Here is a 26,506-nt window from a genome sequence, read left to right as displayed (position 1 = left end):
ATGACCTTATTTTACCATTGGTATGTAAACGCTTACTAAAGGGGATGGAGCGGAAGATGAGTTTACTTGCATTATCTTTAATCGCTGTAGTACCAATCGTAACGATATTGCTATTCTTAGTTATTTTAAACTGGCCAGCCAGTAAAGCAATGCCGGTCGCACTTGTTGTTACTGCACTAACCGCCGTTTTCGTTTGGGGAACGAAAACAAATGTTGTAGCTGCTGCTGCCTTTAATGGTCTCGTAACTGCACTGGAGGTTATCTTTATTGTATTCGGCGCTGTCCTGCTGCTGAACACAGTAAAGGAATCTGGTGCAATTCACACCATTCGCCGCGGCTTTATGACTATTTCACCCGACCGGCGTATTCAAGCTATTCTAATTGCCTGGCTGTTCGGTTCCTTCATTGAAGGTGCAGCAGGCTACGGCACAGCTGCTGCGATTGCTGCCCCGCTGCTTGTAGCTGTCGGGTTCCCAGCCATGGCTGCCGTGCTCGTTTCCTTGATCATTCAAAGCACGCCGGTTTCCTTCGGAGCAGTAGGGACACCCATCTTGATTGGCGTTAATACGGGACTGACAGATCAGCAAGCTGTTATGTCCGGTCTGCAGCAAACTAACATGGGTTATTTTGATTATTTGCTTCGTATCACTTCTGATGTGGTCCTTGTCCATGGCATCGTAGGGTCCATCATTCCGCTGTTTGTATCCGCTATGCTTACCCGCTTCTTTGGGCCGAATAAATCTTTCTTGGAAGGACTTCGAGCTTGGAAATTTGCTTTATTTGCCGGGATTGCCTTTACTATCCCTTACTACTTAATCGGCATTTTGCTAGGACCTGAATTCCCTTCCTTGCTAGGTGCACTCATTGCCCTTCTAATTGTAGTACCTGCTGCAAGGCAAGGGTGGTTTATGCCTAAAGATAAAACGTTTGATTTCCCAGACAGAAGTCAATGGGAAGCCGACTGGATTGGCAAACTAAATCAAGCTCCTGCGGAAGAAAAAGCTGCTCGCTCTATCTCTGCTTGGATGTCTTGGCTGCCTTACGTATTGATTGCAGGGATACTTGTCTTGTCCCGTTCCGTTGATTCATTTAAACAGTTGCTTGAATCTTGGAAGCTTGTCTTCCCAGATACATTTGGTTCCGGCATAACTACTACTTCTACACCGCTTTATTTACCTGGATTTCTATTTGTCATTGTTTCTATCCTAACTTTCTTCCTGCACAGGATGAAGCTGCCAGCATACAAAAGTGCTTGGGAGAATTCTTTTAAAACAGCCCTCAGCGCTGGTGCAGCACTTTTGTTCGCGGTACCTATGATTAAGATTTTCCTCAACACTTCCTTGGCAGCTGACAAAGTCAATGCTGCAACAGAAGCGCTCACCGGGCAAAATATGCCGCTAATTCTCGCAGAGTCTGTTGCCATCTTAACCGCCAGTTTCTGGCCAATTGTTGCACCGACAGTCGGCGCACTTGGTGCCTTTATCGCAGGCAGCAACACCTTCAGCAATATGATGTTTTCTTTGTTCCAATTTGGCGCTGCCGGCAATATCGGCTTGAATGTACATCAATCTGGAACAGTTGTCGCATTGCAAGCTGTTGGAGGTGCTGCCGGTAATATGATTTGTGTCCACAACATCGTTGCTGCCTCCGCTACAGTCGGGTTAGTTGGCAAGGAAGGCGCACTCATCCGGAAAGCCATTCTTCCCATGTCCTATTATGTGCTTGCCGCTGGTTTCCTCGGTATGGCCCTTATCCATGGCATCTTGAATATCTGGCTGCTTCTATACGCTGTAATTGTTATGCTGTATATCCTGCGTCTCGTCACTGCAAAGAGCGCCTTAAAAACAGCCGCTTAAAAAAAGCTTCCCACCACGGGAAGCTTTTTCACTTAATAACCAGTCCTATTAAAGCTGCAAACTGAATTGCTTGGTTCGGTGATACGATACAGCCTTTTAAGTTATCAATCGAAACAGTAAGCTGCTTAAAGCTGCTTGTGCTGAGATCTATTCCTTTTAACGATGTTTGCTCGAAGTTTGCTTCATTCAAGTCACAGGCAGCAAATTCTAGTTTTTTCATTCGGCAAGCGTAGAAATCTGCTCCTTGCAAGCCGCAGGAGGAAAATATAATTTTCTCTAATTTAGATCGTCCGAATGAAACAAGGTTTACGAGTGAATCTGTAAAGGAGACATTTCCTAAACTAGATTCCGTTAAGTCTGCACCAAGCAGCTTACAGCCGTGGAACTCCACGCGGTGAATGGAGGATTTGCTCATTTGCACATTCGAAAAATCACAATTCTCAAAACGCACATCCAGTAAATCCATTCCTGTAAAATCCGTATGGTTGAAGCGGCTGTTGCGGATGACCACCTTTGACAAACGGAGCCGATCGACTGACTCATTCTCAAAATCAGCTTGCAGTACTTGACCATTCTCTAATTCAGGTTCTTCTTCAAAGAAAATATCGTGCATTCTTTTTTCAGGTAAGTTATTTGGTAGTTTTGGTTTATCAATTTGCATAACACGTATCCTTTTTATGTGATGCTTAAAGTCTATCATAATATGTCAACGAAAAAAGCCCGCCTAATCGGCGAGCTTTTCTTTATGCTGCTTGTTGCTCTATATCTTTTTTCGGACGGTGCTGCAAGTGGGAAACCACCCAGCCGATAACACCGACTACTACTAGATAAATGATTAAATCGATCAGCTGATGACTTAGTACAGACCAGTCGCCTAGCGTAATGGCTTCTTGCAAGCTGTGCAAGGAATGCGCCATTGGCAAGTATTTACCTACAGCAGCCAACCCGGATACAGTTAGTTCACTCGGGAAGGTACCGCCGCAGGATGCCAGCTGAATAACCAGCAGGACAATGGCAAGTAATTTCCCTAAGTTACCGAATATCGTCACCAGGGCTAGAATAATTGTCATAACCGTCATAGATACTATGATACTAGACAAGAACAATAGCGGCACGCTTTGTACATCTACTTGGAATCCGAATAAGAAAATCAGATCAAGGATCACCGCCTGTACAATTGCTACGATATAAATAAGTGTCAGCTTACTGAAGAATTGTACGGTGCCTGACACTTGCATGTCCTGTCTTCTGCCAAGCGGCAGGATATTGGCTGCCATCAAACCACCCACAAACAATGCCAATGACAAGAAGTACGGTGCAATACCCACGCCATAATTCGGTACATCGGACAGTTGTTTTTCTGTCAGTTTAATTGGGTCAGCAAACATTGTAGTCAAAGCATCACTTGACTGAATATCACTTGTTTTGGCCGCAGCATCCTGCAAGCTAGCCGCAAGCTCATCCGAACCATCGGAAAGCTTATTGATACCATCGTTAAGTTTTGTTGCGCCATCGGAAAGATCACCTGTACCGGAAGCAAGCAGCGCAGCACCAGTTTGCAAGGAAACGAAACCTTTCGTGTAATCAGCAAATCCACTATTCAAATCTGCTGCCCCGCTAGCTACTTTATCCGCACCGCTAACAGCTGAGTTAAGTTTCTCGCGGAAGGTATCCACTCCATCTGTAAGTTTTTGTTCACTGCTTGCAAGTTGGTCGGCACCTTCCCCTAGCTTCTGCTGCCCGTCAGCTAATTCCGCAGAGGAATCTGCCATTTTATCAGATATCGCAGCTATTTGCTGGAATGCTTGATCATCCTCAAGTTCTGGATGTTCTTTCATATATGATGCAATCAGCTTACTCAAGTCTTCTGAACCAGATGTGAATGCTTGTTGATTTTCAGATAGCTTTTCGCTTTGTTTCTGCCAATCAGTCAAGCCAGCTGCTATTTTTTCACTATTTACAGCTAGTGAGTCAGCACCGTCATTCAGCTGCCCTAGCCCGTCTGCTAAATCGCTAGCACCTGTGTTCAAGCTGCCGATACCATCAGACAATTTACCTTGCGCACCCGCCAGCTTGTCTGCGCCATTTGCTAAATCTGCTGCACCGCTATGCACGTCGCCAATGCCGGTTTGCAAATCCTTCAGACCACTTTGCTCATCTGTAATTCCTGTATGCAAATCTCCTGCGCCATCACCTGCATCTTGCAAGCCGGCAGCTACTTCATGGAAACTTGTAAACACACTGTCAGCATATGATTTTGTAATGCTGCTCGCCAGCTTTGCTTTCATTTTTTCCATAGCAGAGGAACTGATTTGTGATGCTACAAAGTTTTTCCCTGGATTTATTTCATACGTCAGCTCCGCTTGCTGTGGCTCATCGTCCATCAAGGTTGTGACGTTTTCAGAGAAGTCATTTGGGATTGTTACTTTCATATAATACTTTCCGTCATCCAATCCTTCTTCTGCCTTGTCATTGGAGACAAAAGCAAAGTCGAGTGACTTGCTCTTTTTCAATTCTTTTATAAAGTCATCCCCAGCATGCATTTCTTCTCCATCCATGCTGGCACCTTCATCCTGGTTAACAACAGCCACAGGCAGATCTTCTATATGGCCGTACGGATCCCAGTAACCACCAAGAAACAGCGACGCATAGATAACTGGAATAATCAGTAGAAATAGAAGTGCAATTCGTCCATGCTTATGCTGCCACATCCGCTTTATATCAAATAAGCCTAGTTTTAATCCTTTCATAATTTCCTCACCTTTACCTTTGTGAAATATTGAACATCTATATAGAACATCTAAATAGCATACCGGCTATGTTATATAATGTATAATATATATATCGTTATAAATAATAGCTTTAAAGCTATCTGAAAGAAGGCCGATTATGGAACTGCTGCAACTTTACTATTTCAAAAAGGTAGCGGAGCTAGAACATATGACACATGCTGCCGAAGCACTGAATATCGCCCAGCCTTCTCTCAGCAAGGCCATCAGCAGACTGGAAGAAGATATAGGTGTAAAACTCTTTGAGCGCTTTAATCGCCAAATCAAGTTAAATAGTAATGGGAAGATGTTTCTCAAACGCGTTGATGCGGTACTGCATGAGCTGCAGGAAGCTAGAAGAGAGCTGAACGCCGCAAATGAAGAGGCCGATAACAGCCTTAAACTGTCTGTTACTATCCCAAGAGTACTGCCTGATTTAATTAGCAATTTTCTGCAGAAACAGCCTGCGGTTCACTTCAAACAATACGTGCATTCTGTCTCAACAATGACGGATAAGCTGCGCAGTGGGGATCTTGATTTCTGTATATCTTCGGTCCCCCTTGAAGGAGAAGACATTGAATGGAAGCCACTTATTACAGAAGAAATCTTGCTCATCGCTCCGCCTGGACACTGGCTTGAGACAAAGCACACTGTTGCGTTAGCGGAACTTCGAGAGGAAGCCTTTGTCAGCATGAACGAAGGCCATGGCATTCGCAGTCTGACGGATAAATATTGTCAGCTTGCTGGTTTTCAGCCGCATATTGCTTTTGAAGGCGATGAACCGGGGGTTATTGGCGATCTTGTTCGTAATGGCTTGGGTATCGCTTTTATCCCGGCTGTCTCCCTGACTGGAAGCAAAGTCGAACATCTGCCCGTCGTTCGCATAAAAGAACCTGTTTGCCAACGAACAATCGGCGTGGCGTGGTCTTCCAGAAGATTTCTCAGCCCGATTGCAAAACAGTTCCAGCATTTCCTGTCGAGTTATTTTCATGAATTAGAAGGAAAGCTGCATGCTATTACAGCATGGCGCATCGAGGATAGATCCAAGTAAATACAAGGCATTCACATTGACTTTGTTAAATACAGAAGATATTATAGACACATGGAATCTACAATAAAGAGGTTAACGTCATGAAATATTCCAAAGCTACCAACTACGCACTCCACTCTATTGCTTTTCTTGGTTTGCTTCCGTCTGGGAAGTCTGTCGGTGTGAAGCCTTTAGCTGAATTGCAGAAAGTATCACCCACTTATCTGTCAAAAGTGCTGACAACGCTTGTAAAAGCTGGGTTAATCTCATCTGCAACTGGCGTAAAAGGCGGTTACAAATTGATGAAGCAAGTCCAAGACATTTCTTTCTGGGATGTCATCCAAGCCGTAGAAGGTCAGAATCCTTTGTTCCAATGCGGCCTGGAATCGCACGCGCACGAAAACGAAAATTGTTTTATTCAAAGCGTGATGAACGATGCGGAAAGAAAAATGGAAGAACACTTGCAATCACAAACGATTGAACAGGTACTAGAAAAAATCGACCGCCGAGCTTCTGCATTTCTTCAATCCGAAGCGGGTTGATTTTTTCTTTACACCAATTAAAGACAATAACTATCCATAATATCCACGGGAGGCATGAACATGTTAGATTGTGCCATTATAGGCGGAGGTCCAGCTGGATTAAATGCTGCACTTGTTTTAGGGAGAGCCAGAAGAAATATTGTGTTATTTGATCATGGCAAGCCGAGAAATGCTGTGACGCACGAATCACATGGTTTTATTACGAGAGATGGAGTTTCTCCAAGTGAGTTTCGCAGCTTGGCACACAATGACTTGCGTAAGTACCCTTCTATTACCATTCATAATATGGAGGTTGTGTCGATTGAAAAAAACAGTGAATCCGCATATCAGCTCCAAACACAGTGCGGTGACACATTTTCCGCCAAAAAAGTCATCCTCGCAACAGGACTAAAGGAGAATTTACCGAATGTACCAGGCATTTACGATATGTATGGGAAGAGTCTGTTCAGCTGTCCTTATTGCGATGGCTGGGAACTACGTGATCAACCGTTGGTGTTAATCGCAGAACACAAACATAGCACACACATGGCAAAGATAATCTCGCAATGGAGTAAGGATTTAATTGTTTGTACAAATGGGCTGGCCATTATTCCCGATGAAGAAAAAGCAATGCTTCAAAAACATGACATTCGCGTCGTAGAAGAAAAGATAGCTAAACTGGCGGGATCTGTTGGGATATTAAAAAAGGTTATCTTGGAAAACGGAAAAGAATTGGAGCGCACTGGAGGATTTGTAATAACAGAACTCTCACAGCCGCATAATTTCGCCTCTTCGCTTGGTTATGATACGGACGATAAAGGCGGAATTAAAATCGATAATTTAGGCAGAACTTCTATTCCTGGTGTTTATGCTGCAGGCGATTCTACTATTGCGGGCCCTTCTCAGCTCATCCTCGCTGCGGCAAACGGATCCCTCGCCGCAGTAGGAGTGAACAGTGATTTAACGATGGAAGCATTCAGCTAGAATACTAGCTGAATACTCTTTGCCATAGGAGTTTATATTGTCCCATCTCCCTTTATTTCGATACAATTAATGATAAATAGACAGGGAGGCGTTTCAACAATGGCAAAGCGTTATTTCATCCCGGAAGATTTGCTCGATCACCATTGGCTATCCGGTTTAACTGTTCATTCTGACAGTACAATCGCCTATGTGGATCGCAGTATCGATAGAGAAACAAACAGCTATCACACAGCTATCAAAACAATCAGCAATTCCATCAGCGAAACAATACCTGGTGAAGGCTTTGATTCACTACCATCTTGGTCACCTGAAGGCAGCCTCACCTTCCTGCGCGGAAAAGAGAAAAAAGCCATCTGGATGCTGGATGTGCAGGGAAACGCGGCACAGTTAGTTGATTACCCGGCATCCATTCTATCCTATCAGTGGTCACCCGATGGTTCACATTTGTTATTTACTGCATCTATTCATGCCGATCATAAGAAGCAGCTGAACACCGACCAGCGTGGACATGTGTATGAACAAGTCTATTTTAAACAAGAAGGCACAGGTTCTTACTCTGGTGCTTACAACCATCTATTTTTGTTCCGTTTGGCAGATAACAGCATCGTCAGGAAAAGCAGATACAAGATGTTTATACCGTTGCAATTCAAGATCGTACTATTACAAAACAGTCAGATTCGAGCTTGTCGATTAAAAAGTTCACTTACAATGCTGACGAACAAACCTTTATGCTCATTGCAAATGATCAAGCATTCGGAAGCGGTACTCTGATCGGCTTTACCGTCTCGGAACAAATGGTATTCCAGTATTACATCATACAGAAGATATTCATGTAGGAAGTGCTTCTCTCAACGACGCAAAGTTTTCAGATGATTATACAGCTCCGCTTGTTCACCCTGTCAGCAAGGCCATTTATACACTTGTTACCAAACTGGGCCAAGTACATATCTACCGCTTTGCTGGGGATGCGCCGCTTCAAGTGACACCAGGAGAGAAAGATATTTATGACGCAGTAATAAGTGCAGATGGACGTTATCTTATTTATGCAGCGCTCACACCGACCAGCCTTAGTGAGATTTATCGACTGGACTTGGAAACGATGACAGAAGAACAGCTTACAAATTGCCATACCGCATTTCATGAAACTACATGGCAAAGCATCCCAGAAGAATTTTGGTTCACCTCCTTTGATGGCACTAAGCTGCAGGGATGGATAATGCCGCCAGCTGAGATCACGCTTGGAAAAGTCCCGCTCATTCTGCAAATTCATGGCGGACCGCACTCTGCTTACACCAATATGTACAGTTATGAAATGCAATCTCTCACTGCACAAGGTTATGCAGTACTTTTCCTTAATCCAAGAGGCAGTGTCGGCTATGGCCAATCCGTAACGCAAGCTTGCCGCGGCGACTTCGGAAATGGCGATTACCGCGATATCATGACTGGACTTGCGCATGCCCTTAACACTTATCCATTCGCAGATTCATCCCGTCTCGGTGCTACAGGCGGAAGTTACGGCGGACTAATGACCAATTGGATTATCGGTCAAACAAATAAATTCAAAGCCGCTGTATCACAGCGCTGTATCTCTAACTGGGTCTCCTTTTACAACACAAGTGATATCGGCATTGCATACACAGAAGGAATGGTTGGCGGCAACATCTGGGAGAACACTGACAGACTATGGGAGCGCTCTCCCATCGCACACGTACAAGACGTGGAAACACCGCTGCTCCTCATCCACGGAGTAGCAGACTTACGCTGCCCTGTCAGCCAAGCAGATGAGCTCTACACCGCATTGAAGCGCTGGAACAAAACAACAAAACTAATCCATTATCCAGCATCTAATCACACCTTGCTGAAAAGCGGCAAGCCTTCTTACAGAGTTGATCTGCTGGAACAGGTCACTTCATGGATGAAACAATACGTTTGAAGACCTCAGCACGTGATAGATAGCTATGGCTTACCTTTATAAAGATCGAAAACATCACGTCTGTTAAAATGTTTGTGCCTATGATCTTCTGTTCATATAAAACTAGCTTTTACGTTTATGTCCCCCACGCAAGGGGTTAAACGGTGCTTAAACCGCATAAAAAAAGCTGACCATCCGGTCAGCTTTTTCTTATTGTTTCGTTAGCGTAATTGGATCATCATCAGCATCCTCAGGATTGGTTAATCTAATTACATCCTTGCTTTTTTGCTCAAATCCCAGAGATGCGCCTTCTCCTTGGTAGGTAAGTGTAAGTTCATTTCCTTCATCATTAATGCTGTATTCCATATTCATTTCATCATCATAATTATCTATCACAGTTGCTGTTCCATCATCAAAAAACATAAAAGTGATAGCGTCACCATATGGATCTTCACCTTTCCATGTTCCTTCAATATTCGGTTTTCCACATGCTGCTAAAACGATGACGATTAAAAGAAGCATGCCCATTAAAGTTCTCTTCATTGCAATCTCTCCAATAACTAATTATGTAATAATTTCACACTTTTACTATGTTAAGGTTTATCAATATTTACCGCAAGCCTTTTTCCTTAGATCCTCAATTAATAAAGGGGGTATATTTGACTAACATCTGCACTAGTGGTTTCCCCAAGAGAAAACAAATTGCCTATTTTTTATGTATGTGCAACCGAACCAAGTTAATAAACTTCCAAGCGATATAAACTTACACCTTTACCAACACGCCGGTAAGTATGGATGAACTATTTGCTGAGGTTTTGAGGCAAAGCTGAGGTAAAGCTGAAGAGATTAGATGAAGCGGTGGTTGTACCTGACTAAAGAAAACCAGGTTCACATAAAAGAACCTGGTTTCTTCGGTACCAAAATGAACCAAAGCCGTTTTTATAAAGCTTGCTGTGCTGCTCATTAGTAATCTTTCAAATGGACGGTGAGTTCCTTCTTGCTATACTTTTGATGATAGCAAGGTTGTGAATATGCGTCATATGTTTTCATCCGTTAAAAAATAACCTTCCTGAAGTTCTCCGACGCTCAACTTATGACTCAATCATGCACCTCCACTAAAAACAGCCTTTCCTTAAACCCGCCTCGTTCCAGCTTCTTCTGCTGGCGCACTTGCTCTACCTCTTCATGCGTAATACCCTGGTTCTCCAGCATCATATATACTACTTCTACTAAATCTGCCGCTTCTTCTACTATTTCTGTTTTTTCTTCTGCAGTTCGTAGTTCATTTGCTTCCTCGAGAAGTTTTAATTTCAGTTCTTCTGTGTAACTTGCCTGATCAAGTATTTTCACCTTGGGAACCTTGCCAGCTTGTTCTATGATCTGAGGGATATGATCACGGACTAATTTGTTATAGATAGGCATGAGCTGAGACCTCCTATTTAAGGTTGTTTATCTGGTTTGCACGACTTCTTTTCTCTATTATAACTATACTTTAAAGCTAGCAAATATCAAAAAGCCAGAAAGGAGAACTCCCTCTCTAGCTTATTTTGTCAGCTCTGTTGAATCAGTTTTAAAAATACCTCAATTGCATCGCCAAACACATCTTCATCTATATCAAATTTCGGATGATGGTGCGGATATTGACTTTTCTCTCCTTGCATACCGACCTTGATGAATACCCCCGGGATTTTCTGTAAGTAATAAGAAAAATCTTCCGATCCCATTACCGGCTCGAGCTCTTCGTATCGTTCTGCACCAAATGTATCTTGCAGTACTTTTTCTGCAAATGCTGCTTCTTGTTCGTCATTGATGAGCGGTGGTGTACCAACGATGAAGTCAACTTCTGCTGTGGCGCCGAATGATTCACAGATGCCTTTCGTCAGCTTGGTAATCTGCTCTTGGATTGTTTGCACCGCTTCTGTAGAAAAGGAGCGCATCGTCCCGATGATTTTAGCTGAGTCCGGGATCACGTTGTATGTGTTGCCTGCTTCTATTTTTCCGACAGAGATGACGCTCGCTCCCATTGGATTGAGCTTACGGCTGATGATGCTTTGCAAAGCTTGGATAACATGTGTTGCAATATAGATTGGGTCTATCGTCAAATGCGGTGTTGACGCATGGCCGCCGGAACCTTGAATTTTAATCTCAAAGTCGTCTACAGAAGCCATCATCGCACCAGGACGCGTACCAAATTGACCTTTCGCCAAACCGGCATCAACATGGATACCATAGATACTGTCCACACCTTCCAGTACACCTTCTCCAATCAGTTTATCGGCCCCGCTTGGGGAAGCCTCTTCAGAAGATTGGAACAGCAATACAATATTATGCTCTACTTTCTCGCGATGCAGCGTAATCCACTCTGCTACTGCCAGCAGAATAGCTGTATGTCCATCATGGCCGCACATATGAGAAATACCATGATGTTTAGAAATATAAGGTTTGCCGCCTTCCTCGACAATCGGGAGGGCATCCATATCCGCACGAAGCGCAATAGTTTTATCTCCCTTTGTGCCTTTTACGTATCCAACCACGCTTGGCGGCTGATAATCCAGTATCTCAATGCCAAGCTTTTCAAGTCTAGCTTGGACATACTCTCCTGTCTCATATTCTTCTCCAGAAAGCTCTGGATATTGGTGAAAATGACGGCGATCCTGAATCGCCTGTTCGATTAATCTTTCAGATACCATAACAATTGACTCCTTCTATTAAAACGGTCCGTATTGGATTGCTTGTGCCACAATCAAAGCGATAAGAGCAATACCTATTTGAATAAAGAAAAACGGTAAAAACCACTTCACCCATCTGCCATAACCAATGCCGGCAATCGCCAGCAGTGCAATGATATTACCAGTTGGCAAGATCATATTTGAGATTCCATCACCAAATTGATAAGCCAATACTGCTGTTTGTCTTGTTACGCCGATCATATCAGATAACGGCGCCATTAAAGGCATGGTGAGTGCTGCTTGTCCGCTTCCAGATGGTACAAAGAAATTGATTCCCATCTGCAAAAACAGCATGCCTGCAGCAGATAAAGCGGCCGGAATTGTTCCCAGTGCATTGGCAGCATGATACAAGAATGTATCCATCATACCGGATGTATTGAAGATAACGAGAATTGCCTGTGCAAATCCAATGATTAAGGCTCCGCCAAGCAGATCCTTCGCACCGAGAATAAAGTTATCTGCAATACCTGAAGGTGAAATACCTCCAAGAATACCCATGAACACGCCGAACAATAGGAACAACCCAGCAATTTCGGTAATATACCAGCCATATTTCAACACGCCGATAATCAATACTACATAGTTGACCAAGAATGCTGCTAACACGAGTTTATGACGAGTAGTCATTTTGCTAGTATTTTTTAATGCAGAAGCATTTGCTTTTCTCCCGAATTTCCCGTATACACCAAGTTCCGGATTCTTTTTCACCTTCCTAGCATGACGCATCACATAAAATACGGCTGCCAGATATAAGATGACAAAAATAACAATTCGAAAGCCGATGCCCGAGAATGTTGGCAATTCCGAAATACCTTGAGCAATTCCGACTGTAAATGGATTCATGACAGCAGCTGTAAAGCCAACGCCAGCTCCAAGTACAACAATTGCAAACCCTGTTAATGCATCAAATCCCAGTGCAATTGTCATCGGTGCCAGAATGGCAACATACACAATTGTTTCATCTGACATCCCCATTAAAGCTCCTGCCGCTGCAAAGAACAGCATCAAAACAGGAATCAAAAGCATCTCTTTCTTCGCCATTTTTCTGGAGAGCATATGAATGAAAGCATCTAAAGCTCCTGTTGCGGTAAAAATACCAAACGCACCGCCAACAATAAGGACGAAAAAGATAATATTCGCACCGTTTACCATACCGGCATGAATACTATTGAATATCCCCAGCAAACCAACATTCTCTCCATCGATATAATGGAATGTTTCCGGCAGGATAACACTGCGGCCATCCTGATCCACACGGTCGTAAGCTCCGCCTGGTATGATATAAGTTAATAATGCAGATACAATGATGAATGCAAAAATCATCACGTAGACATTAAATTGTTTTGGTTTCTTTTTTTGAGCAGGCTGCTGCTGCAATTCTTGTAAACTGTTCATCTGGTTGTACTCCCTTGTTAGAATGAATCATGTTTGTATATTGTTTAATAAATATACAACTACACTCATAATAATACAACCTTATATTCATATTCTTTTGGATTAATTACGTGAACACATACGAAAAAGCTAGAATCCTAAGATTCTAGCTTTCCTTTCAGCTGCGGAAGAAATCAACTAATGGCTGATAGTCTTTACGCAGATCTACTTCATTTGGTTCTTCCTGCATTAATTTGTCTGCTAACTGTTCTAGCAGCTCTACATCTTTTGAATCTGTATATTCAACAAATCGAATGGAACTTAGCCAGTCTTGATAAGAGTGCTTCGCTTTTCCGTAGCTGTTGCCGAAGACCAAGCAAGGAGTTTTTGTGAGAATAGAGAAAATCATGGCATGCAGGCGATCCGTGACAATCAGCTTCTTAGAACTAATAAGATCCAGCATTTCAAGGAAATGCTTTTCACGATCTGCGTAATCAATTGTTGGCACGACTTTCTCATCTAAAACGGTATCTGCGCGATCTACAGAGCCGTATTTCTTCGTCCACTCCATTAACTCGGCAACAAAGTCTTCCTCCATCACCTTTTCTTTATCCGCTCGAAGGAAGAACATAACGCCTTCGCGTTCTTTTTGACGAGGTACATAATCGAGAGACATAACCATATCCGGTGTATAAATCACATTTGAATCAAATGTCTGTCTGACAATATCGAGCGTTTGATTCTCTCTGGCCGCAATCGTCAGATTTTTATTTTGATGATACGCATCCTGCGTTTTCTTCTTCTCCTGCTCGCCATGCTCGTTATTCTCGAAGAATACAGACTGCGGCATGGAAATGGATTTATAATCCTTGAATGCAGCGAAGACTTTGCGGCGATCTTCTTCTATATCCAAGTACAGACTTCCAAGATTCCCTCCGCCAGTAAACATCACAATATCATCTTCATGAATGATCTTCTTAACAAATTCAATTCCCTCATCTGTCGCATAGTCCATGATTTCAATGTATTCATAATAAGGGAAACGGCTTGTGATGAACTGTTCAATGCTGTATGCAATTGCTTGGTCTCCTATATTTGTATAGCTTGGTGAACCGAACAAGAATATCTTGCGTTTATCATTTGTGAATGCCTCTGGGGAAACATTCGGCCCGATGCCTTTGGTCAAATTATTTATATCAATTGGTTGTATAGTCATAACTTATACCCTCCTAGCAACTTCTTTTGTTATTACTCCATTCCCCAAATCAAAAGATTTTATGCCAAATAGGAGTTTCAATTTTTACCATTGTATATGTAAAAGGTTATGTTGTTTTCTCTTTCTCTTCCGATTTCGATGTATTTGTATAAATAAAGTACCCCACCTTGGTCGGGTGGTCCAATACCTGCTGATTGGCGTCGTATTTCATTAAGCTGCGGAATACAAGCCAATCTCCTATACCGCCAGCTGTTAAGATGACCGAAACAGTGAGCAGCATGCCATTCCCAATTATATAGGCTATCAGAAGCGGAATTAGTCCTGTCAGCATTACCGGCAGCAGCAGCGCGATACGATACGCGCGCAATTTAATCGGTACTTGGCAGTGTGCATAAGCAACCCCTTGCTTCCACAGAATACCGTATTTCACCTCGTTCAGCCGGACCTTACCAAAACAGATGAATCCGATACCGTGCAGAAACTCATGCAGGATAATCCCCAGGCCAGTAAGCAGCAAGAATACAGTACATCCAGTTAACGTTATATAAATCTCCATTCCATGAATCATAAAATAAACAAAACTGGCTGCTGCCATCAATCCAAACGTCAGGTATGCTGCTTGTTTCTGGAGTTTGTGCATATCGAATAATATTTCTTGCTTGTGCATACATATCACCTCTTCTTTCTATTACATACAGTTCCTTTTATTCCATTTATATTTATAGTCTCGTTTTGAAATCAGGGCTGACTGGAGATGCTGTTAGATGAAAGGAGCTGCATGATGCCAGATTATATACACGATAATATAATTGTCCTTGTCCGGATAGCCACTATTATTCCGTTAATGCTTTTCGTGACCTTGTATATGGGAAAACGCGCAATTGGAGAAATGCCTGTATTTGATTTCCTGATTGTCGTTATATTAGGCGCGGTTGTCGGTGCTGATATTGCAGATCCTGCGATTCACCATCTGCCTACAGCGGTAGCTATAGCAGCCATTGGTATTTTCCAAAAGGCGATTGGCAAGTGGAAGATCTCCAATCGCACAGTCGGACGATTGCTCACCTTTAACCCTACGGTTGTAATAGAAGATGGGGTTTTTATTTATGAAAATATGAAGAAAATCCAATACTCTATTGATAACGTTTTATTCATGCTCCGCCAAAAAGATGTCTTCGATATTAGCGACGTGCAGCTCGCCATTGTCGAGCCGAATGGGACCATCAGTGTCCTAAAAGTCTCCAATGAGAAGCAGCGCAACCCAATAATGACGTATTCTGCTATTGTAGAAGGAAAGATTGAACAAGAAGTCCTCGATTACCTTCAATTGGATGAGATTTGGCTTCGCACCCAGCTGGCAGACAGAGGAATCATCGGATTGAACCAAGTTTTTTATGCATCCATTTCTTCTGACCTGGAAGTGCATGTAAGCCTGAAGGAGCACACCCGGAGAATTCCACCTGTAAAGCATTAAATTACACAAAAGATAAGCGATTTCCTCCTCTTATTTCTCAAGCACATAAAAATGAGCATTACCCTGTCAAGGTAGTGCTCTCCCTTACATATTATGCTTCTGCAATTTTCATCTTCGGTTTCTTTTGTTTTACTGCATCTTTCTTCTTTTTCATTGTCCAGCCTGTTATACCATACATTAAGGTGAACATTGGTGTTATGAAAGCGAGGAAACAGAATGGCAAGTATGTGACTGTTGTGATACCAAGTGCACCAGCAGCGTAAATTCCTCCGCCAGTCCAAGGTACTAATGGTGAACTAAGCGTTCCGGTATCTTCCAGTATACGTGACAAGTTTTCCGGCTCCAAATCCAGTCGTTCGAATATCGGACGCATTAGCGTTCCGCCCATTACAGTAGAGAAATACACGGTACCACCCAAAATGAGCGTCAAATAACTTACCGCTAGTGTTACAACTGTCAGAACACCAGTATGTTTAATCTTAGAAGCAAATGATGCAATCAATGCTTCCAGTACACCAGCATCTGCTAACAGACCACCTAATCCAAGTGCGAATAGGAAGAGTGCAATCAATTCCAGCATACTGGTCAATCCGCCGCGCATCAGAAGCGTATCGACAACTGGAATGCCTGATTCTACCGCATACCCGCTATAAAACGTTGTAAGTGTCTCAGCAAAACCAAATCCTTGATAGAAGACTGCAATCAAACCGCCAACTGCTGCCCCAGCAAAGATAGATGGAATAGCTGGCTTTTTCATTATTAGCAAAGTAATTAGCACGACAATCGGAAGCAATGGCACGAGACCTAAGTGGAAGTGCTCAGCCAAATAAGCTGTCAGCTGATTAACACTCGCTGAGTCCGCTCCTGCTCCGTTATAACGCAAGCCGATAAACAAGAAGATACCAGCTGTAATGAGGTAAGATGGTACAGTCGTCCATAGCAAGTGCTTGATATGCTTGAATAAATCCCCGCCTGTTACAGCAGGAGCTAAATTTGTTGTATCAGATAAAGGAGACATTTTATCACCGAAGAAAGCTCCGCTGACAATTGCTCCGCCTGTCAGTCCTACCGGAATACCAAGCGCCGCACCGACACCCATCATCGCAACACCCGCTGTACCTACCGTTCCCCAGCTAGTACCTGTAGAGACAGAGACAAGCGAACAGAACAATAGTGTTGTTACTAAGAAAAACTGCGGTGTAATTGCCTGTACACCGTAATAGATCAATGTTGGCACAGTCCCGGAGGCGATCCATGCACCGATTAAAATGCCGACGGTCAAAAGAATAACACCGGGCATCAATGCTCTTCCCATTGCTTTTGCCATGGATTTTTCGATTTGTTTATACGTAAATCCAAGTTTTAGCATGTATGGGATAATGACCAGCATGCTGATGAACATCAGTATTTGAATCGGTGCATCAAAAGCCAAAATTCCTGCGGATACTACTGCTACAACAGATAAAATCATCATCATTGCGTACAGAAACGACGGTTTTCTAATATCGGTTTCCAACAAACCACTCCCTTGAGATTGTGTTTTTTTTTTACTGAACGAGCTTATTTTCTAAGCACAACTATGCTCATATTCCCGCTCAGTCATTTCTCAAACTTACTCTTAAAATGTTACAGGACTTTGATTTTAATGGAAAATGCCATAATACTGGTATAAACGGGATTATGTTGACTAATCCCTCCAGGTTGTTATGTAATCTATGTCATTCTTAGATATTCGCCGTTATAGTACACTATCATCCCTATAGGAGGCATGTTCACCTTTTTTGGAAATGAAAAATGCCCTGGAGCGGCTGCTGCAGGGCACTTTCTTATATAGAACAGTTATCATCTTTGCATACACCGGTATCAGCGGATCCAAAGTTTTGGAATTTTGGCTGTTCGTTCTCTTCTTTCCATACTTGATTAATCGCACCAATAAATGTTTCCATCGGCTGCGCACCAGAGATGGTGTATTTGTCATTAAAGATGAAGAAAGGTACACCAGATATCCCATATTGCTGCGCCAATCTTTCATCTGCTCGTACTTCGTCTAAGTGACGTGACTCATTGTCGAGCACTTCCGCAGCAGCATCTCGGTCTAATCCAGAAGCTTCCGCGATAGCAAGAAGCGTTTCTTTCTCACTAAGATTCTTCGATTCCGTAAAATACGCATAAAGCAAATTATCTGTAATGTCTTTTTCTTTCCCTTGTGTTTCGGCAAACTTTGCCAAGCGGTGGGCTTGGAGTGTATTCGTTGGCTTCATTTCTTCAAAATTAAATGTTAGGCCCACCTCGGCAGCATGCTCTCCAATTTGTTCATTGTTCCTTTTAGCCTGTTCAATTGTCATGCCGTATTTCTCCGCGAGCGCCTCATGAATGCTCTTTCCATTGTAGACACCAGCATTCGGATCCAGCTCAAAGGCTTTAAATACTACTTCCACTTGACCTTTATGCTCGAATTTATCCAGCGCAAGCTCAAGTTTTTGTTTCCCTATATAACAAAAAGGACAGACAAAATCTGACCATACTTCTATTTTCATTCGGACACCCCTTTTCACAATAAAATAATCTTAGCATAGCGGTAAAACTACACAAAAATAATTGCTCACGTTTTTATCTTTACGAACACTGGTAAAACTGGGTATGATTACAGAAAACAGTTTAATTGAAGGAGTAACGCAGATGCTTCACCCTAGTTATAAACAACTTCCGTTCGTCTTCATCTTTAGTTATATGCTTGTCTATTATACGTGGATTACATTATTCCAGCATCATGATGTGTGGCTGACGTGGGGTGGCAACCTGCTTTGCCTAATCGCCTGCTTTGTTGCGGCTTTCTGGCTGCAGAAAACTGCACTATCAGAAACCGATAAAACGTTGCGGTTGTTTTGGCTGCTTCTAACAGCAGCTATGTATTGTGCCTTTCTAGCAGAGTTTGTATGGATGATTATCGAGAATATATTAGGAAAAGCAATTCCCGTTCCTGGTTTGCCAGATATTTTCTATATACTTCAATATCTGTTATATTTAGCTGCTTTTTTTTATAAAATTATGATTGATAGAAAGAATAACCATTCTACATCTTTCTTGTTTGACGTATTAATCATTTTAACTGTGGCCTCAACCTTTAGTTGGCACTTTTTAATTGTGCCTATGCTTACAACTGGTGATGTATCTTCTTTGGCTCTCGGTGTTTCTCTTATTTATCCTGTAGGAGATTTGGCTCTTTTGTTTGGTGCGTTTGTTTTGTTTTACAGCCCTCAGCAAATCGGATCCAGACATGTAATAACTATCATCTTTGTTGGGTTACAGATTCAAGTTATTAGTGACACTCTTTACTTATATCTCGTTTCCAATGATAGTTATTATTCCGGAAACTGGATTGATCCATTGATTATGCTAGCCAACTTGCTTATTGGCTATGCAGGTCTTCTGCACAGACAAAACACGCTTCAACACCATTCTAAAACTGAAAATTATATTACACAGAAAAATTGGTCGCACTTATTATATCCTTATATAAGTGTTACAATCCTTTTTGCTTTTATGATGCAGCATTCTTCTAAATTCGACGCTATCACAGTTGGATCTGGGCTCTCTATCTTATTAGTAATTAGCCGCCAGCTTATCATTATTAGAGAAAACCAGAAACTCGTTCAAGAGATATCCGTAAAAGCGGAAGCAATTGAAACGAATGAACAACGGTACAAGTCCTTATTTAAACATCATCCTGATTCTGTTTTTTCGCTTGATTTAAATGGCCGTATTGAGGATACGAATGAAGCCGGGGTAGATTTACTAGGATATTCTCAGGAGGAATTGATTGGGGCAACAAGCGATACATTTGCAGAACCTGCACATAAAACGACAGTTAGAAAACATATTGCACAGATGAAGGAAGGCGTACCATTATCCTATGAATTTGGGGTGCACAGTAAATCGGGCAGTTACCATTACATCAGTATGACCAATATCCCCATCCTGGTCAGAAACAAACTTGTCGGTATATTCGGAATCGGTAAAGATATTACCCTCAATAAGCAAAATGAAGAAAAGATACATTATCTTGCCTACCATGACCCCTTAACCGGGCTGGCAAATCGCTCTCTTTTCGAAGCATCATTAAAAAAAGCAATTACAGATCAAGCCCAGTCTTTCGCACTCATGTTTTTGGATTTGGATGATTTCAAAAAAGTGAACGATACAGCAGGACATAGGATTGGAGACAAGCTGCTCATGTCCGTTGCAGACAGATTAAAAGCATGCGTCCGGGAAAGTGACATCGTTGCCCGTAATGGCGGTGATGAATTCACTATTTTGCTGCAGCCGCTAAAATCACCGGAAGAAGCGGACAACATGGCAGCGGATATATTAGCAGCACTTCGAGAGAAACACATCGTGGACGGACATATTCTCTATAACATGCCAAGTATTGGCGTAGCGATACATCCGCAAGACGGTTTGACGATAAGTGAGTTAATGAACAGTGCAGATCAGGCGATGTATGAAGTGAAGCTAAACGGTAAAGGCAGCTATAAATTTTATAACAGTTAATCAGCCTGTATCAAAGGATACAGGTCTTTTTTCGTCTTACATCATTACTTGTACGGGGAGTCACCGTATTGAAGCACAACTTTATCCTCTTGTTAGAAAAAGGGGTATTTCTTATACTAATCCCCTAAGGTGAAATTGCTAGCGACTGGAGGAAGTATAATGACTACGATACAAAAGCAGGCTGTTCCAAATCAAAAACAAGCCTATTTATTACACGATAGCAATGGGGAACGTCACATAATTAACAAACAAGTTATTAAAATTCTCGCTGACGCCAAAAGTACGGGAAACCTTTTCGGACTGGTGCAGATTACAGGCAGTAAGGGCGAAGGATCACCTCTCCACCTGCATAACACGCAGCATGAGGCAATATATGTAACGGATGGATTACTCGAACTAACAATTAATAACAAAAAGCATATGCTTGCTTCAGGTGATTATGCCCATCTCCCTGCAGGCACAGTACACCAGTATGTTCTATTAAGAAATCGAACTAAGTTCTACTCCTTCACCACCGGAGGGCTTAATGCAGACCTATATCGTGAACTTGGGGAAACACATGCTTACATGGAACCTTTAATTGGAACTGCTGCTCCTACTATTACAGAGCAGGAATTAGACAAGCTAGATAATTTTGATATCCGTATTGTCAACGAAACTTCACAAGGACCGCAAGCTATTCTGCTGCAAGAGCCCGGAGGCTTGCCGGATACCACTACTCCTTATGTAATCGAAGCCGGCGCTGGAGAAGGTATGCTAGCTGCTGATCAGCTGTTCACATTTCTTGCGACACAAGCAACTACTGACGAACAGTTTCTTGCTCTGACAACAGAAGGGTACGCTGGCGAGGCCATTCCTCCGCATTACCACGAAAAGCACACCGAATGCTTTCTCTGTCTCGAAGGGCGGATGACAATGTGGGCAGGCGATGAAGAATTTCATTTGGAGAAGGGCGACTTTCTTCACGTCCCAGCTAACACAGAGCATTCTTTCAAGCTGGACAGTCCTTACACAAAGTTCATCGGATTTCTTGCGTCTGGTTTATTTGAGCAATTCTTCCGCCTTCTTGGAGAACCATACGAATATAGTGAACTGCCTAAACAGCCCAGTGCGTTCTCATTTCAGCGTGTGTTGGAAAACATCAGTGAACTGGATCTAAAATTTCCTCAGAGATAACAAAATGCTGTCCGCGATGGACAGCATTTTTCATTATTCCACACCCTCATGCACCCATATTCGCATCTCACCAAGTCCTCGATTGCCCCAAGCAAAATACGGAATAGCTCGGATAGTTCTTGGCGTTGTCTTAGGTACATCCGTCTGATAAAGGTTCTCCGTCCCCGTAATACGAAGCGCTTCTGCTTCTAGTGTAACAACGCCGTTCAGGAAGTCTCTGTCGTATATTGTCTGGAAAGCAGCTTGGCGCGGGAGACGAATGCCAGCCAGATTTGCTCCATTGTCTGTTTCTTCTAAACAATACACAACCGGACCGCGCTGCAGTGCCACCTGCCCTTGATTCATCCCTGCTTTTGGATTGCTATAAACTCGTTCTACAGGCATCGGAAACAGCAATTCAATCTGATCCCCTGCTTTCCATGCTCGATTCAACACCAGGTATCCATTTTGCAAGTCATTGACATAAATCGCTTCATCATTCACAGAAGCAGCTGCTTCGCGGCTCCACTCTGGAATACGAAACGCCAGATTAAAGACTCCTTCTGTTTCTACAGTAATGGTTATCTTGCCATCCCACGGATACTGATGTGTCTGCGTCAGCTTTACCGGCACTTTCCCAATGTTTGCTTTTACACTTCCTGCCATATACAGATGGGTATAAAGTGTGTCCCCGGTCGTTGTGTAAGCATAATCTTCAATAGATGCAATCATTCGTGCTAAATTCGGCGGACAGCAAGCGCATGCATACCATTTCTGTCGCTCTTGCTTTACATGCTCCTGATCTTTACGCCCTGCCTGATACATATTTACTTCCAATGGATTCACGTAGAAAAAGCGCTTCCCGTCCAAGTCCATGCCGCTGATGGTTCCATTATATATCGCTCGCTCCAGTACATCGGCATACTTGCGGTCTGGCGAAAGCTCCAGCATTTTCTTCGCCCAGAAAACAAGACCAATCGATGCGCATGTTTCGCAGTACATGCTGTCATTAGGCAGATCATATGCATTTGTAAATGCTTCTCCATTCACAGCCGATCCAAGTCCAGCCGTAATGTACAGCTTCCGCCTTGTAACATCCTCCCACAGCTTGTCACAGATTTTCTGCAGCTGTTTATCCTCTGTTCGTTGGGCTAAATCAGCCATTGCTGTATATAAATACATCGCCCGCACAACATGACCGACAGCTTCTTCCTGTTCCCGGACCGGCTTATGCGCCTGCATATAGGCATACCCCAGACCGAAATTCGTATGTTCATCATTCCATGTTTTGGGCCGATTTAACGTTTGCCGCTTTTCCTTTTCGATATCAAAGTAATGCGGCTGCTGTCCTCTCTGCTCAATAAAGTAAACTGCTAAATCAAGATGCTCCTGCTTACCCGTAACATCATATAGCCGAAGCAGCGCCAGCTCCAATTCTGGATGCCCTGGATAGCCTTGCAGCTTGTTGTCTTCATTTCCGAATACTTGCTGAATGAGCTGCACGTTCTTTTCCATCACATCTAAAAAGGCACGCTTGCCAGTTGTTTGATAATAAGCAACGGCTGCCTCAATCAAGTGACCCGCGCAATACAACTCATGGTTATCACGCAAGTTAGACCACCGGTAATCTGGTTCGACAAGCATATAATACGTATTCAGATAACCATCTTCAGCCTGCGCTCTTCCCAGTAAAGCAATTACATCATCGGCTGTCTTCTCCAGCTCTGCATCCGGAAAGCTTCGCAAGCTGTACGCAACTGTCTCCAGCCATTTCGCTACATCACTATCCTGAAATACCGCTCCAAAAAATTCTCCTTCTGCCTCTCCAGCCGCAATCCGGAAATTCTCGATTGCATGACTCGGAACAGTATCCGGCAATGCATCATTCAATGCTTTCCATTGATACGGAATGACCTGCTCGGCCACGATTCGCTTATACGTTTGCCAAAAAACATCTGTCACCGTTACGTTGTTCGACTTTTCCACACCTGCCTGTATCGGTTCACTCAAGATTGGCATCCCCCTTCAAAATCACTCATCACTATTATTTAAGCGTTTTCAAAAGTTAGCTTATCATCTAAAATAAAAGCTATATACTACAGAATTCAACCTGTATTTTCACTATTTCAACCAAAAGGTGGCGCTGTTATGAAAAGTACTTCCTTCTTATCTATGCTTACGCCTCCCCTTCCTTATTTTTTAGAAGGAAATCTGACTATTTTCCGCAAAGGACAACGGCATCCCGCTCGGAAACAGCTCGGTTTCTTTGATGTGCTAGTCATAAAAGAAGGCACGCTATATATTGGAGAAGAGACAGCGTGCTGGCAGATAGGCGCCGGGGAAGCACTCATCCTGGAGCCAGCAAAGTTTCATTACCCTACTGCTGCATGTGAAGAAGATACCACGTTTTATTGGCTGCACATGCAAACTCCTGCCACATGGCGGGAACAAGAATTGTGTGAACCAATCCATACAGATCAGCATAATTCATCGCTTCAGTATCACACGAGCAATACGACCATTCATTTACCAAAACAGCAGCATATTTCCCATCCAAAAGAACTGTATCAAACCATTCAGCGCTTGTTACAATCAACGACCCAAGCGCGATCCTTTGCCTTTTGGGAAACACAGCAGCTGTTTCTGCAAGTGTTACAGCATCTCTCCTATTCGCCACTACCACAACAGGCTTCCTTGCAGCTGGCGGAACGTGTGGAGATGTATATAAAGCAGCATTATATGGAGCACATCACGAATACGACGCTCGCTTCCCACTTCCATGTACATGAAAATTATTTAGCAAGATGCATGAAGCAAGCATTTCATTGTACGCCGCTCACCTACTTAGCAGCTTACCGAATGCATCAAGCACGCTTGCTTTTGCTGAAAACAGATTGGCCGTTGCAGAAGGTTGCCGAGGAAGTTGGCTTTTCGAGACAAGGATATTTCTCGACCTGCTTTAAACAGGCGTACGGCATGGCACCGAGCGACTATCGAAAGAACATGCAAAAGTAAGGGTTTGCATCAGCATCCCATGCACAACGAATCTGCCATCTTCCGCGTCAAGCAACTCATTACTTGTAGATAATGTAATAATTTTATCTTCTTTCGCTACTTGCACATCAGTTGGTATACTGGACCAAAATCTGTTTCTATGTAATTGAAGTCCGTCTTCGTAACAAACCGAGTAAATCTCTACTTTCTTATTTTCGTAAATTTCTTGTAGATTCGATAAATCTCGCAGTTCGTTTATTGATTATTTTTACATTTATGATAGTTATTGTAACTTATAAAGGTAAGACAAATCGTTTGCAATTAAATAGAAGTCCAAACGAAAGTCATTTTCTGCTCCGTTTGGACTCTCTCATTCTAGTGGTATAAACCTAACTCTTTCGGGATGAAAAAGCGATCAAGATAATGCCGGCTAAAAGAAGCGCAATCCCCGCCCAAGAGACAATAGTTAATTCCTCGCCAACTAGCACCACACCTAGCACAGCAGCAGTAAGCGGTTCAGCTAATGAAAGGGTAACAGCAGAAGATGCCGGCACCTTCTTGAGTCCGTTTGAAAACAAGAAGTATGCAATTGCTGTTGTGATGAGTCCTAAATGCAAACTCACGACTATTCCGCTAGTTTGCAGGATCCAACTCATATCAAAGAAGAATAGAAACGGAACGAGAAAAATCCCTCCAAGAATAAAGATTACAGCGGTTGCTTCAAGCGAGCTTTTATTTTGTACAATTTTGCTGCTCAGCAGGGTATAACCCGCAAATGCTAAACCTGCCCCCAGCGCCAGCACAATGCCCAATGGTTGTATCGTTACAGCATCACCAGTCAAAAACAGCAGCAAACAACCAAAGATGGACAATAAGGTAGCTGCCCACCATACAAGTGCAGGGCGCTTCTTTAAGAATACCGCTTCTAAAAATCCAGACAAAATCGGCGCGCTGCCAATACCAATCACCGTACCTACCGCTACACCTGTCTGCTGCACCGCAGAAAAGAACAGCGGCTGATAACATGCCATGCAAAAAGCAGCAAGCAGCGTCAGACCGACAGGCCAGCCTGTACGATTAAACTGGCCAAATATCAGTAAAACCGCCAGCAGACATATACCGCCTATCGCCAGTCTCGCGGCACCGACTGCAATGGGGTGGGCAGCAGCTGGCGCAAAAGTTTGAGCCGTTCCGGTTGTTCCCCACAGCATCGCAGCAAACAAAACAAATAACGGAGCCAGTCTAGCGGCCATTTGTGTTCCTCCTTCCTTTCCTTTCCACCTTTACCCGTAACCAAAGACACATTAAGTCTCTTTATTTCTTGTCCGTAAATAGAAGATAATGCCTTCAGCTATCATTAAATTCAACACAACAGAGCCGTAAACCCCAATTGTATAACTTAGCGTATAATCCATACCTAATTTATACAATACATCAGAAATCAGATGAATAAAGAGATTCGTAAAACAAAACAAATAACTTCGAATCATCCAGTTTTGATGTTTCTCCAGCCTCCCTTTTCTGGCGTGGACTATCGCAGCAATAACCATAATTGGCCAAAAAAGATTTACCATATTGAACGGGATACTAACCAGCTTGCCGCCTGTTGCATAAGGAGCCAAGTAACCTGATGTTAACGATACAAGCAAGACAGAAATAGCGTACACATAACCATTGATACGGTGAAATTTACGTTGATGCCATGCCAGACCTCTGGAGAAATTCACTGCACCGCTCCATGTTGCCAGACAAGCGACAAACACATGGATATACATTACATCAAGCCAAATAGGCAAGCGGAAAGAATCACGTAAATCTAACTTCTGTTCGAGAAAAAAGGAAGCGCGATGATCCAGAATGTAATTATCTGCAAAGGTATAGAGAATATAAGTGCCAATAAATAAGAGCAGCAATTTGTATAAGTTCTTTGTGGACATACTGA

Annotated in this window: 23 protein-coding genes; 10 read left to right on the top strand and 13 right to left on the bottom strand. The window is 42.9% G+C overall.

What is annotated here, in order from left to right; genetic code table 11:
* The first annotated feature begins 56 nt into the window (after positions 1-56).
* Complete coding sequence (locus CRO17_RS01755; protein WP_097038686.1) at positions 57-1,856, top strand: L-lactate permease; 1,800 nt, start codon at positions 57-59, stop codon at positions 1,854-1,856.
* A 28-nt stretch (positions 1,857-1,884) separates the two neighbouring features.
* Here the strand turns inward: CRO17_RS01755 and CRO17_RS01750 are convergent, their stop codons facing one another.
* Both CRO17_RS01750 and CRO17_RS01745 read right to left on the bottom strand, forming a co-directional pair.
* Positions 1,885-2,517 carry a pentapeptide repeat-containing protein gene (locus CRO17_RS01750; protein WP_097038684.1) on the bottom strand — a complete coding sequence of 211 codons (633 nt, stop codon included), beginning with the start codon at positions 2,515-2,517 and terminating at the stop codon, positions 1,885-1,887.
* Positions 2,518-2,599: 82 nt separating this feature from the next.
* A complete protein-coding gene (locus CRO17_RS01745; RefSeq protein WP_097038682.1) occupies positions 2,600-4,606 on the bottom strand; it encodes a YhgE/Pip domain-containing protein in 2,007 nt (668 codons plus the stop codon).
* 139 nt (positions 4,607-4,745) lie between these two features.
* On the opposite strand from CRO17_RS01745, the gene CRO17_RS01740 reads away from it, so the two are divergent.
* From CRO17_RS01740 to CRO17_RS01720, 5 genes are all read left to right on the top strand, one after another.
* The gene (locus CRO17_RS01740) at positions 4,746-5,675 is read left to right on the top strand and encodes a LysR substrate-binding domain-containing protein (RefSeq protein WP_097038680.1); all 930 of its coding nucleotides are present in this window, start codon (positions 4,746-4,748) and stop codon (positions 5,673-5,675) included.
* 80 nt (positions 5,676-5,755) lie between these two features.
* The gene (locus CRO17_RS01735) at positions 5,756-6,196 is read left to right on the top strand and encodes an Rrf2 family transcriptional regulator (RefSeq protein ID WP_097038678.1); all 441 of its coding nucleotides are present in this window, start codon (positions 5,756-5,758) and stop codon (positions 6,194-6,196) included.
* A gap of 60 nt (positions 6,197-6,256) precedes the next feature.
* Positions 6,257-7,159, top strand: a complete 903-nt coding sequence (locus CRO17_RS01730; RefSeq protein WP_245864545.1) for an NAD(P)/FAD-dependent oxidoreductase — start codon at positions 6,257-6,259, stop codon at positions 7,157-7,159.
* A gap of 99 nt (positions 7,160-7,258) precedes the next feature.
* A complete protein-coding gene (locus CRO17_RS01725) occupies positions 7,259-7,930 on the top strand; it encodes a TolB family protein (RefSeq protein ID WP_097038673.1) in 672 nt (223 codons plus the stop codon).
* 208 nt (positions 7,931-8,138) lie between these two features.
* Positions 8,139-9,092, top strand: coding sequence for a S9 family peptidase (locus tag CRO17_RS01720; RefSeq protein ID WP_097038671.1), 954 nt, complete (start codon positions 8,139-8,141; stop codon positions 9,090-9,092).
* Between the two features lie 189 nt (positions 9,093-9,281).
* Here CRO17_RS01720 and CRO17_RS01715 read toward each other — a convergent pair whose 3' ends face one another.
* From CRO17_RS01715 to CRO17_RS01690, 6 genes are all read right to left on the bottom strand, one after another.
* Positions 9,282-9,614 (bottom strand): hypothetical protein, encoded by a 333-nt coding sequence (locus CRO17_RS01715; protein WP_143595977.1) that lies wholly within the window; start codon positions 9,612-9,614, stop codon positions 9,282-9,284.
* Positions 9,615-10,169: 555 nt separating this feature from the next.
* Entirely contained in the window at positions 10,170-10,493 is a 324-nt protein-coding gene (locus CRO17_RS01710; protein WP_097038667.1) for a nucleoside triphosphate pyrophosphohydrolase, read from the bottom strand.
* A gap of 128 nt (positions 10,494-10,621) precedes the next feature.
* Positions 10,622-11,761, bottom strand: a complete 1,140-nt coding sequence (locus CRO17_RS01705) for a M20 metallopeptidase family protein (RefSeq protein ID WP_097038665.1) — start codon at positions 11,759-11,761, stop codon at positions 10,622-10,624.
* A gap of 18 nt (positions 11,762-11,779) precedes the next feature.
* Positions 11,780-13,195 carry a YfcC family protein gene (locus tag CRO17_RS01700; protein ID WP_097038663.1) on the bottom strand — a complete coding sequence of 472 codons (1,416 nt, stop codon included), beginning with the start codon at positions 13,193-13,195 and terminating at the stop codon, positions 11,780-11,782.
* A gap of 157 nt (positions 13,196-13,352) precedes the next feature.
* On the bottom strand, positions 13,353-14,390 hold the full coding sequence (locus CRO17_RS01695) for a polysaccharide pyruvyl transferase family protein (RefSeq protein WP_097038662.1): 1,038 nt from the start codon (positions 14,388-14,390) through the stop codon (positions 13,353-13,355).
* Between the two features lie 106 nt (positions 14,391-14,496).
* Positions 14,497-15,057, bottom strand: coding sequence for a DUF3267 domain-containing protein (locus tag CRO17_RS01690; protein ID WP_097038660.1), 561 nt, complete (start codon positions 15,055-15,057; stop codon positions 14,497-14,499).
* A gap of 114 nt (positions 15,058-15,171) precedes the next feature.
* On the opposite strand from CRO17_RS01690, the gene CRO17_RS01685 reads away from it, so the two are divergent.
* Positions 15,172-15,864 (top strand): DUF421 domain-containing protein, encoded by a 693-nt coding sequence (locus CRO17_RS01685; RefSeq protein ID WP_097038658.1) that lies wholly within the window; start codon positions 15,172-15,174, stop codon positions 15,862-15,864.
* A 91-nt stretch (positions 15,865-15,955) separates the two neighbouring features.
* Here CRO17_RS01685 and nhaC read toward each other — a convergent pair whose 3' ends face one another.
* Together nhaC and CRO17_RS01675 are read right to left on the bottom strand one after the other, a co-directional pair.
* On the bottom strand, positions 15,956-17,380 hold the full coding sequence (gene nhaC, locus CRO17_RS01680; RefSeq protein WP_245864543.1) for a Na+/H+ antiporter NhaC: 1,425 nt from the start codon (positions 17,378-17,380) through the stop codon (positions 15,956-15,958).
* 310 nt (positions 17,381-17,690) lie between these two features.
* The gene (locus CRO17_RS01675; RefSeq protein WP_097038654.1) at positions 17,691-18,401 is read right to left on the bottom strand and encodes a DsbA family oxidoreductase; all 711 of its coding nucleotides are present in this window, start codon (positions 18,399-18,401) and stop codon (positions 17,691-17,693) included.
* Positions 18,402-18,543: 142 nt separating this feature from the next.
* Here CRO17_RS01675 and CRO17_RS01670 point away from each other — a divergent pair, with 142 nt between their 5' ends.
* Both CRO17_RS01670 and CRO17_RS01665 read left to right on the top strand, forming a co-directional pair.
* Complete coding sequence (locus CRO17_RS01670) at positions 18,544-20,415, top strand: DUF4084 domain-containing protein (RefSeq protein ID WP_179636772.1); 1,872 nt, start codon at positions 18,544-18,546, stop codon at positions 20,413-20,415.
* A 159-nt stretch (positions 20,416-20,574) separates the two neighbouring features.
* Positions 20,575-21,591, top strand: coding sequence for a quercetin 2,3-dioxygenase (locus CRO17_RS01665; protein ID WP_097038650.1), 1,017 nt, complete (start codon positions 20,575-20,577; stop codon positions 21,589-21,591).
* Positions 21,592-21,624: 33 nt separating this feature from the next.
* Here CRO17_RS01665 and CRO17_RS01660 read toward each other — a convergent pair whose 3' ends face one another.
* Positions 21,625-23,580 carry a glycoside hydrolase family 127 protein gene (locus tag CRO17_RS01660; protein WP_245864541.1) on the bottom strand — a complete coding sequence of 652 codons (1,956 nt, stop codon included), beginning with the start codon at positions 23,578-23,580 and terminating at the stop codon, positions 21,625-21,627.
* 138 nt (positions 23,581-23,718) lie between these two features.
* On the opposite strand from CRO17_RS01660, the gene CRO17_RS01655 reads away from it, so the two are divergent.
* Positions 23,719-24,585 (top strand): helix-turn-helix transcriptional regulator, encoded by an 867-nt coding sequence (locus CRO17_RS01655; RefSeq protein ID WP_097038646.1) that lies wholly within the window; start codon positions 23,719-23,721, stop codon positions 24,583-24,585.
* A gap of 368 nt (positions 24,586-24,953) precedes the next feature.
* Here CRO17_RS01655 and CRO17_RS01650 read toward each other — a convergent pair whose 3' ends face one another.
* Positions 24,954-25,817, bottom strand: a complete 864-nt coding sequence (locus CRO17_RS01650; protein WP_097038644.1) for an EamA family transporter — start codon at positions 25,815-25,817, stop codon at positions 24,954-24,956.
* A 51-nt stretch (positions 25,818-25,868) separates the two neighbouring features.
* Positions 25,869-26,501, bottom strand: coding sequence for a DUF2306 domain-containing protein (locus CRO17_RS01645; protein WP_245864540.1), 633 nt, complete (start codon positions 26,499-26,501; stop codon positions 25,869-25,871).
* Between the last annotated feature and the right edge of the window lie 5 nt (positions 26,502-26,506).

The organism is Terribacillus aidingensis (assembly GCF_900215625.1).
Lineage (GTDB): Bacteria > Bacillota > Bacilli > Bacillales > Amphibacillaceae > Terribacillus > Terribacillus aidingensis.
Note: the sequence above shows the minus strand (reverse complement) of the source record. Positions and strands in the feature narration are given on the sequence as shown.

What these genes read in the sequence shown, in the direction of transcription:
- CRO17_RS01755 (WP_097038686.1), top strand. Translation starts at nt 57, where the DNA reads ATGAGTTTACTTGCATTATCTTTAATCGCTGTAGTACCAATCGTAACG.
- CRO17_RS01750 (WP_097038684.1), bottom strand. Translation starts at nt 2,517, where the DNA reads ATGCAAATTGATAAACCAAAACTACCAAATAACTTACCTGAAAAAAGA.
- CRO17_RS01745 (WP_097038682.1), bottom strand. Translation starts at nt 4,606, where the DNA reads ATGAAAGGATTAAAACTAGGCTTATTTGATATAAAGCGGATGTGGCAG.
- CRO17_RS01740 (WP_097038680.1), top strand. Translation starts at nt 4,746, where the DNA reads ATGGAACTGCTGCAACTTTACTATTTCAAAAAGGTAGCGGAGCTAGAA.
- CRO17_RS01735 (WP_097038678.1), top strand. Translation starts at nt 5,756, where the DNA reads ATGAAATATTCCAAAGCTACCAACTACGCACTCCACTCTATTGCTTTT.
- CRO17_RS01730 (WP_245864545.1), top strand. Translation starts at nt 6,257, where the DNA reads ATGTTAGATTGTGCCATTATAGGCGGAGGTCCAGCTGGATTAAATGCT.
- CRO17_RS01725 (WP_097038673.1), top strand. Translation starts at nt 7,259, where the DNA reads ATGGCAAAGCGTTATTTCATCCCGGAAGATTTGCTCGATCACCATTGG.
- CRO17_RS01715 (WP_143595977.1), bottom strand. Translation starts at nt 9,614, where the DNA reads ATGAAGAGAACTTTAATGGGCATGCTTCTTTTAATCGTCATCGTTTTA.
- CRO17_RS01710 (WP_097038667.1), bottom strand. Translation starts at nt 10,493, where the DNA reads ATGCCTATCTATAACAAATTAGTCCGTGATCATATCCCTCAGATCATA.
- CRO17_RS01705 (WP_097038665.1), bottom strand. Translation starts at nt 11,761, where the DNA reads ATGGTATCTGAAAGATTAATCGAACAGGCGATTCAGGATCGCCGTCAT.
- CRO17_RS01700 (WP_097038663.1), bottom strand. Translation starts at nt 13,195, where the DNA reads ATGAACAGTTTACAAGAATTGCAGCAGCAGCCTGCTCAAAAAAAGAAA.
- CRO17_RS01695 (WP_097038662.1), bottom strand. Translation starts at nt 14,390, where the DNA reads ATGACTATACAACCAATTGATATAAATAATTTGACCAAAGGCATCGGG.
- CRO17_RS01690 (WP_097038660.1), bottom strand. Translation starts at nt 15,057, where the DNA reads ATGCACAAGCAAGAAATATTATTCGATATGCACAAACTCCAGAAACAA.
- CRO17_RS01685 (WP_097038658.1), top strand. Translation starts at nt 15,172, where the DNA reads ATGCCAGATTATATACACGATAATATAATTGTCCTTGTCCGGATAGCC.
- CRO17_RS01675 (WP_097038654.1), bottom strand. Translation starts at nt 18,401, where the DNA reads ATGAAAATAGAAGTATGGTCAGATTTTGTCTGTCCTTTTTGTTATATA.
- CRO17_RS01670 (WP_179636772.1), top strand. Translation starts at nt 18,544, where the DNA reads ATGCTTCACCCTAGTTATAAACAACTTCCGTTCGTCTTCATCTTTAGT.
- CRO17_RS01665 (WP_097038650.1), top strand. Translation starts at nt 20,575, where the DNA reads ATGACTACGATACAAAAGCAGGCTGTTCCAAATCAAAAACAAGCCTAT.
- CRO17_RS01655 (WP_097038646.1), top strand. Translation starts at nt 23,719, where the DNA reads ATGAAAAGTACTTCCTTCTTATCTATGCTTACGCCTCCCCTTCCTTAT.
- CRO17_RS01650 (WP_097038644.1), bottom strand. Translation starts at nt 25,817, where the DNA reads ATGGCCGCTAGACTGGCTCCGTTATTTGTTTTGTTTGCTGCGATGCTG.
- CRO17_RS01645 (WP_245864540.1), bottom strand. Translation starts at nt 26,501, where the DNA reads ATGTCCACAAAGAACTTATACAAATTGCTGCTCTTATTTATTGGCACT.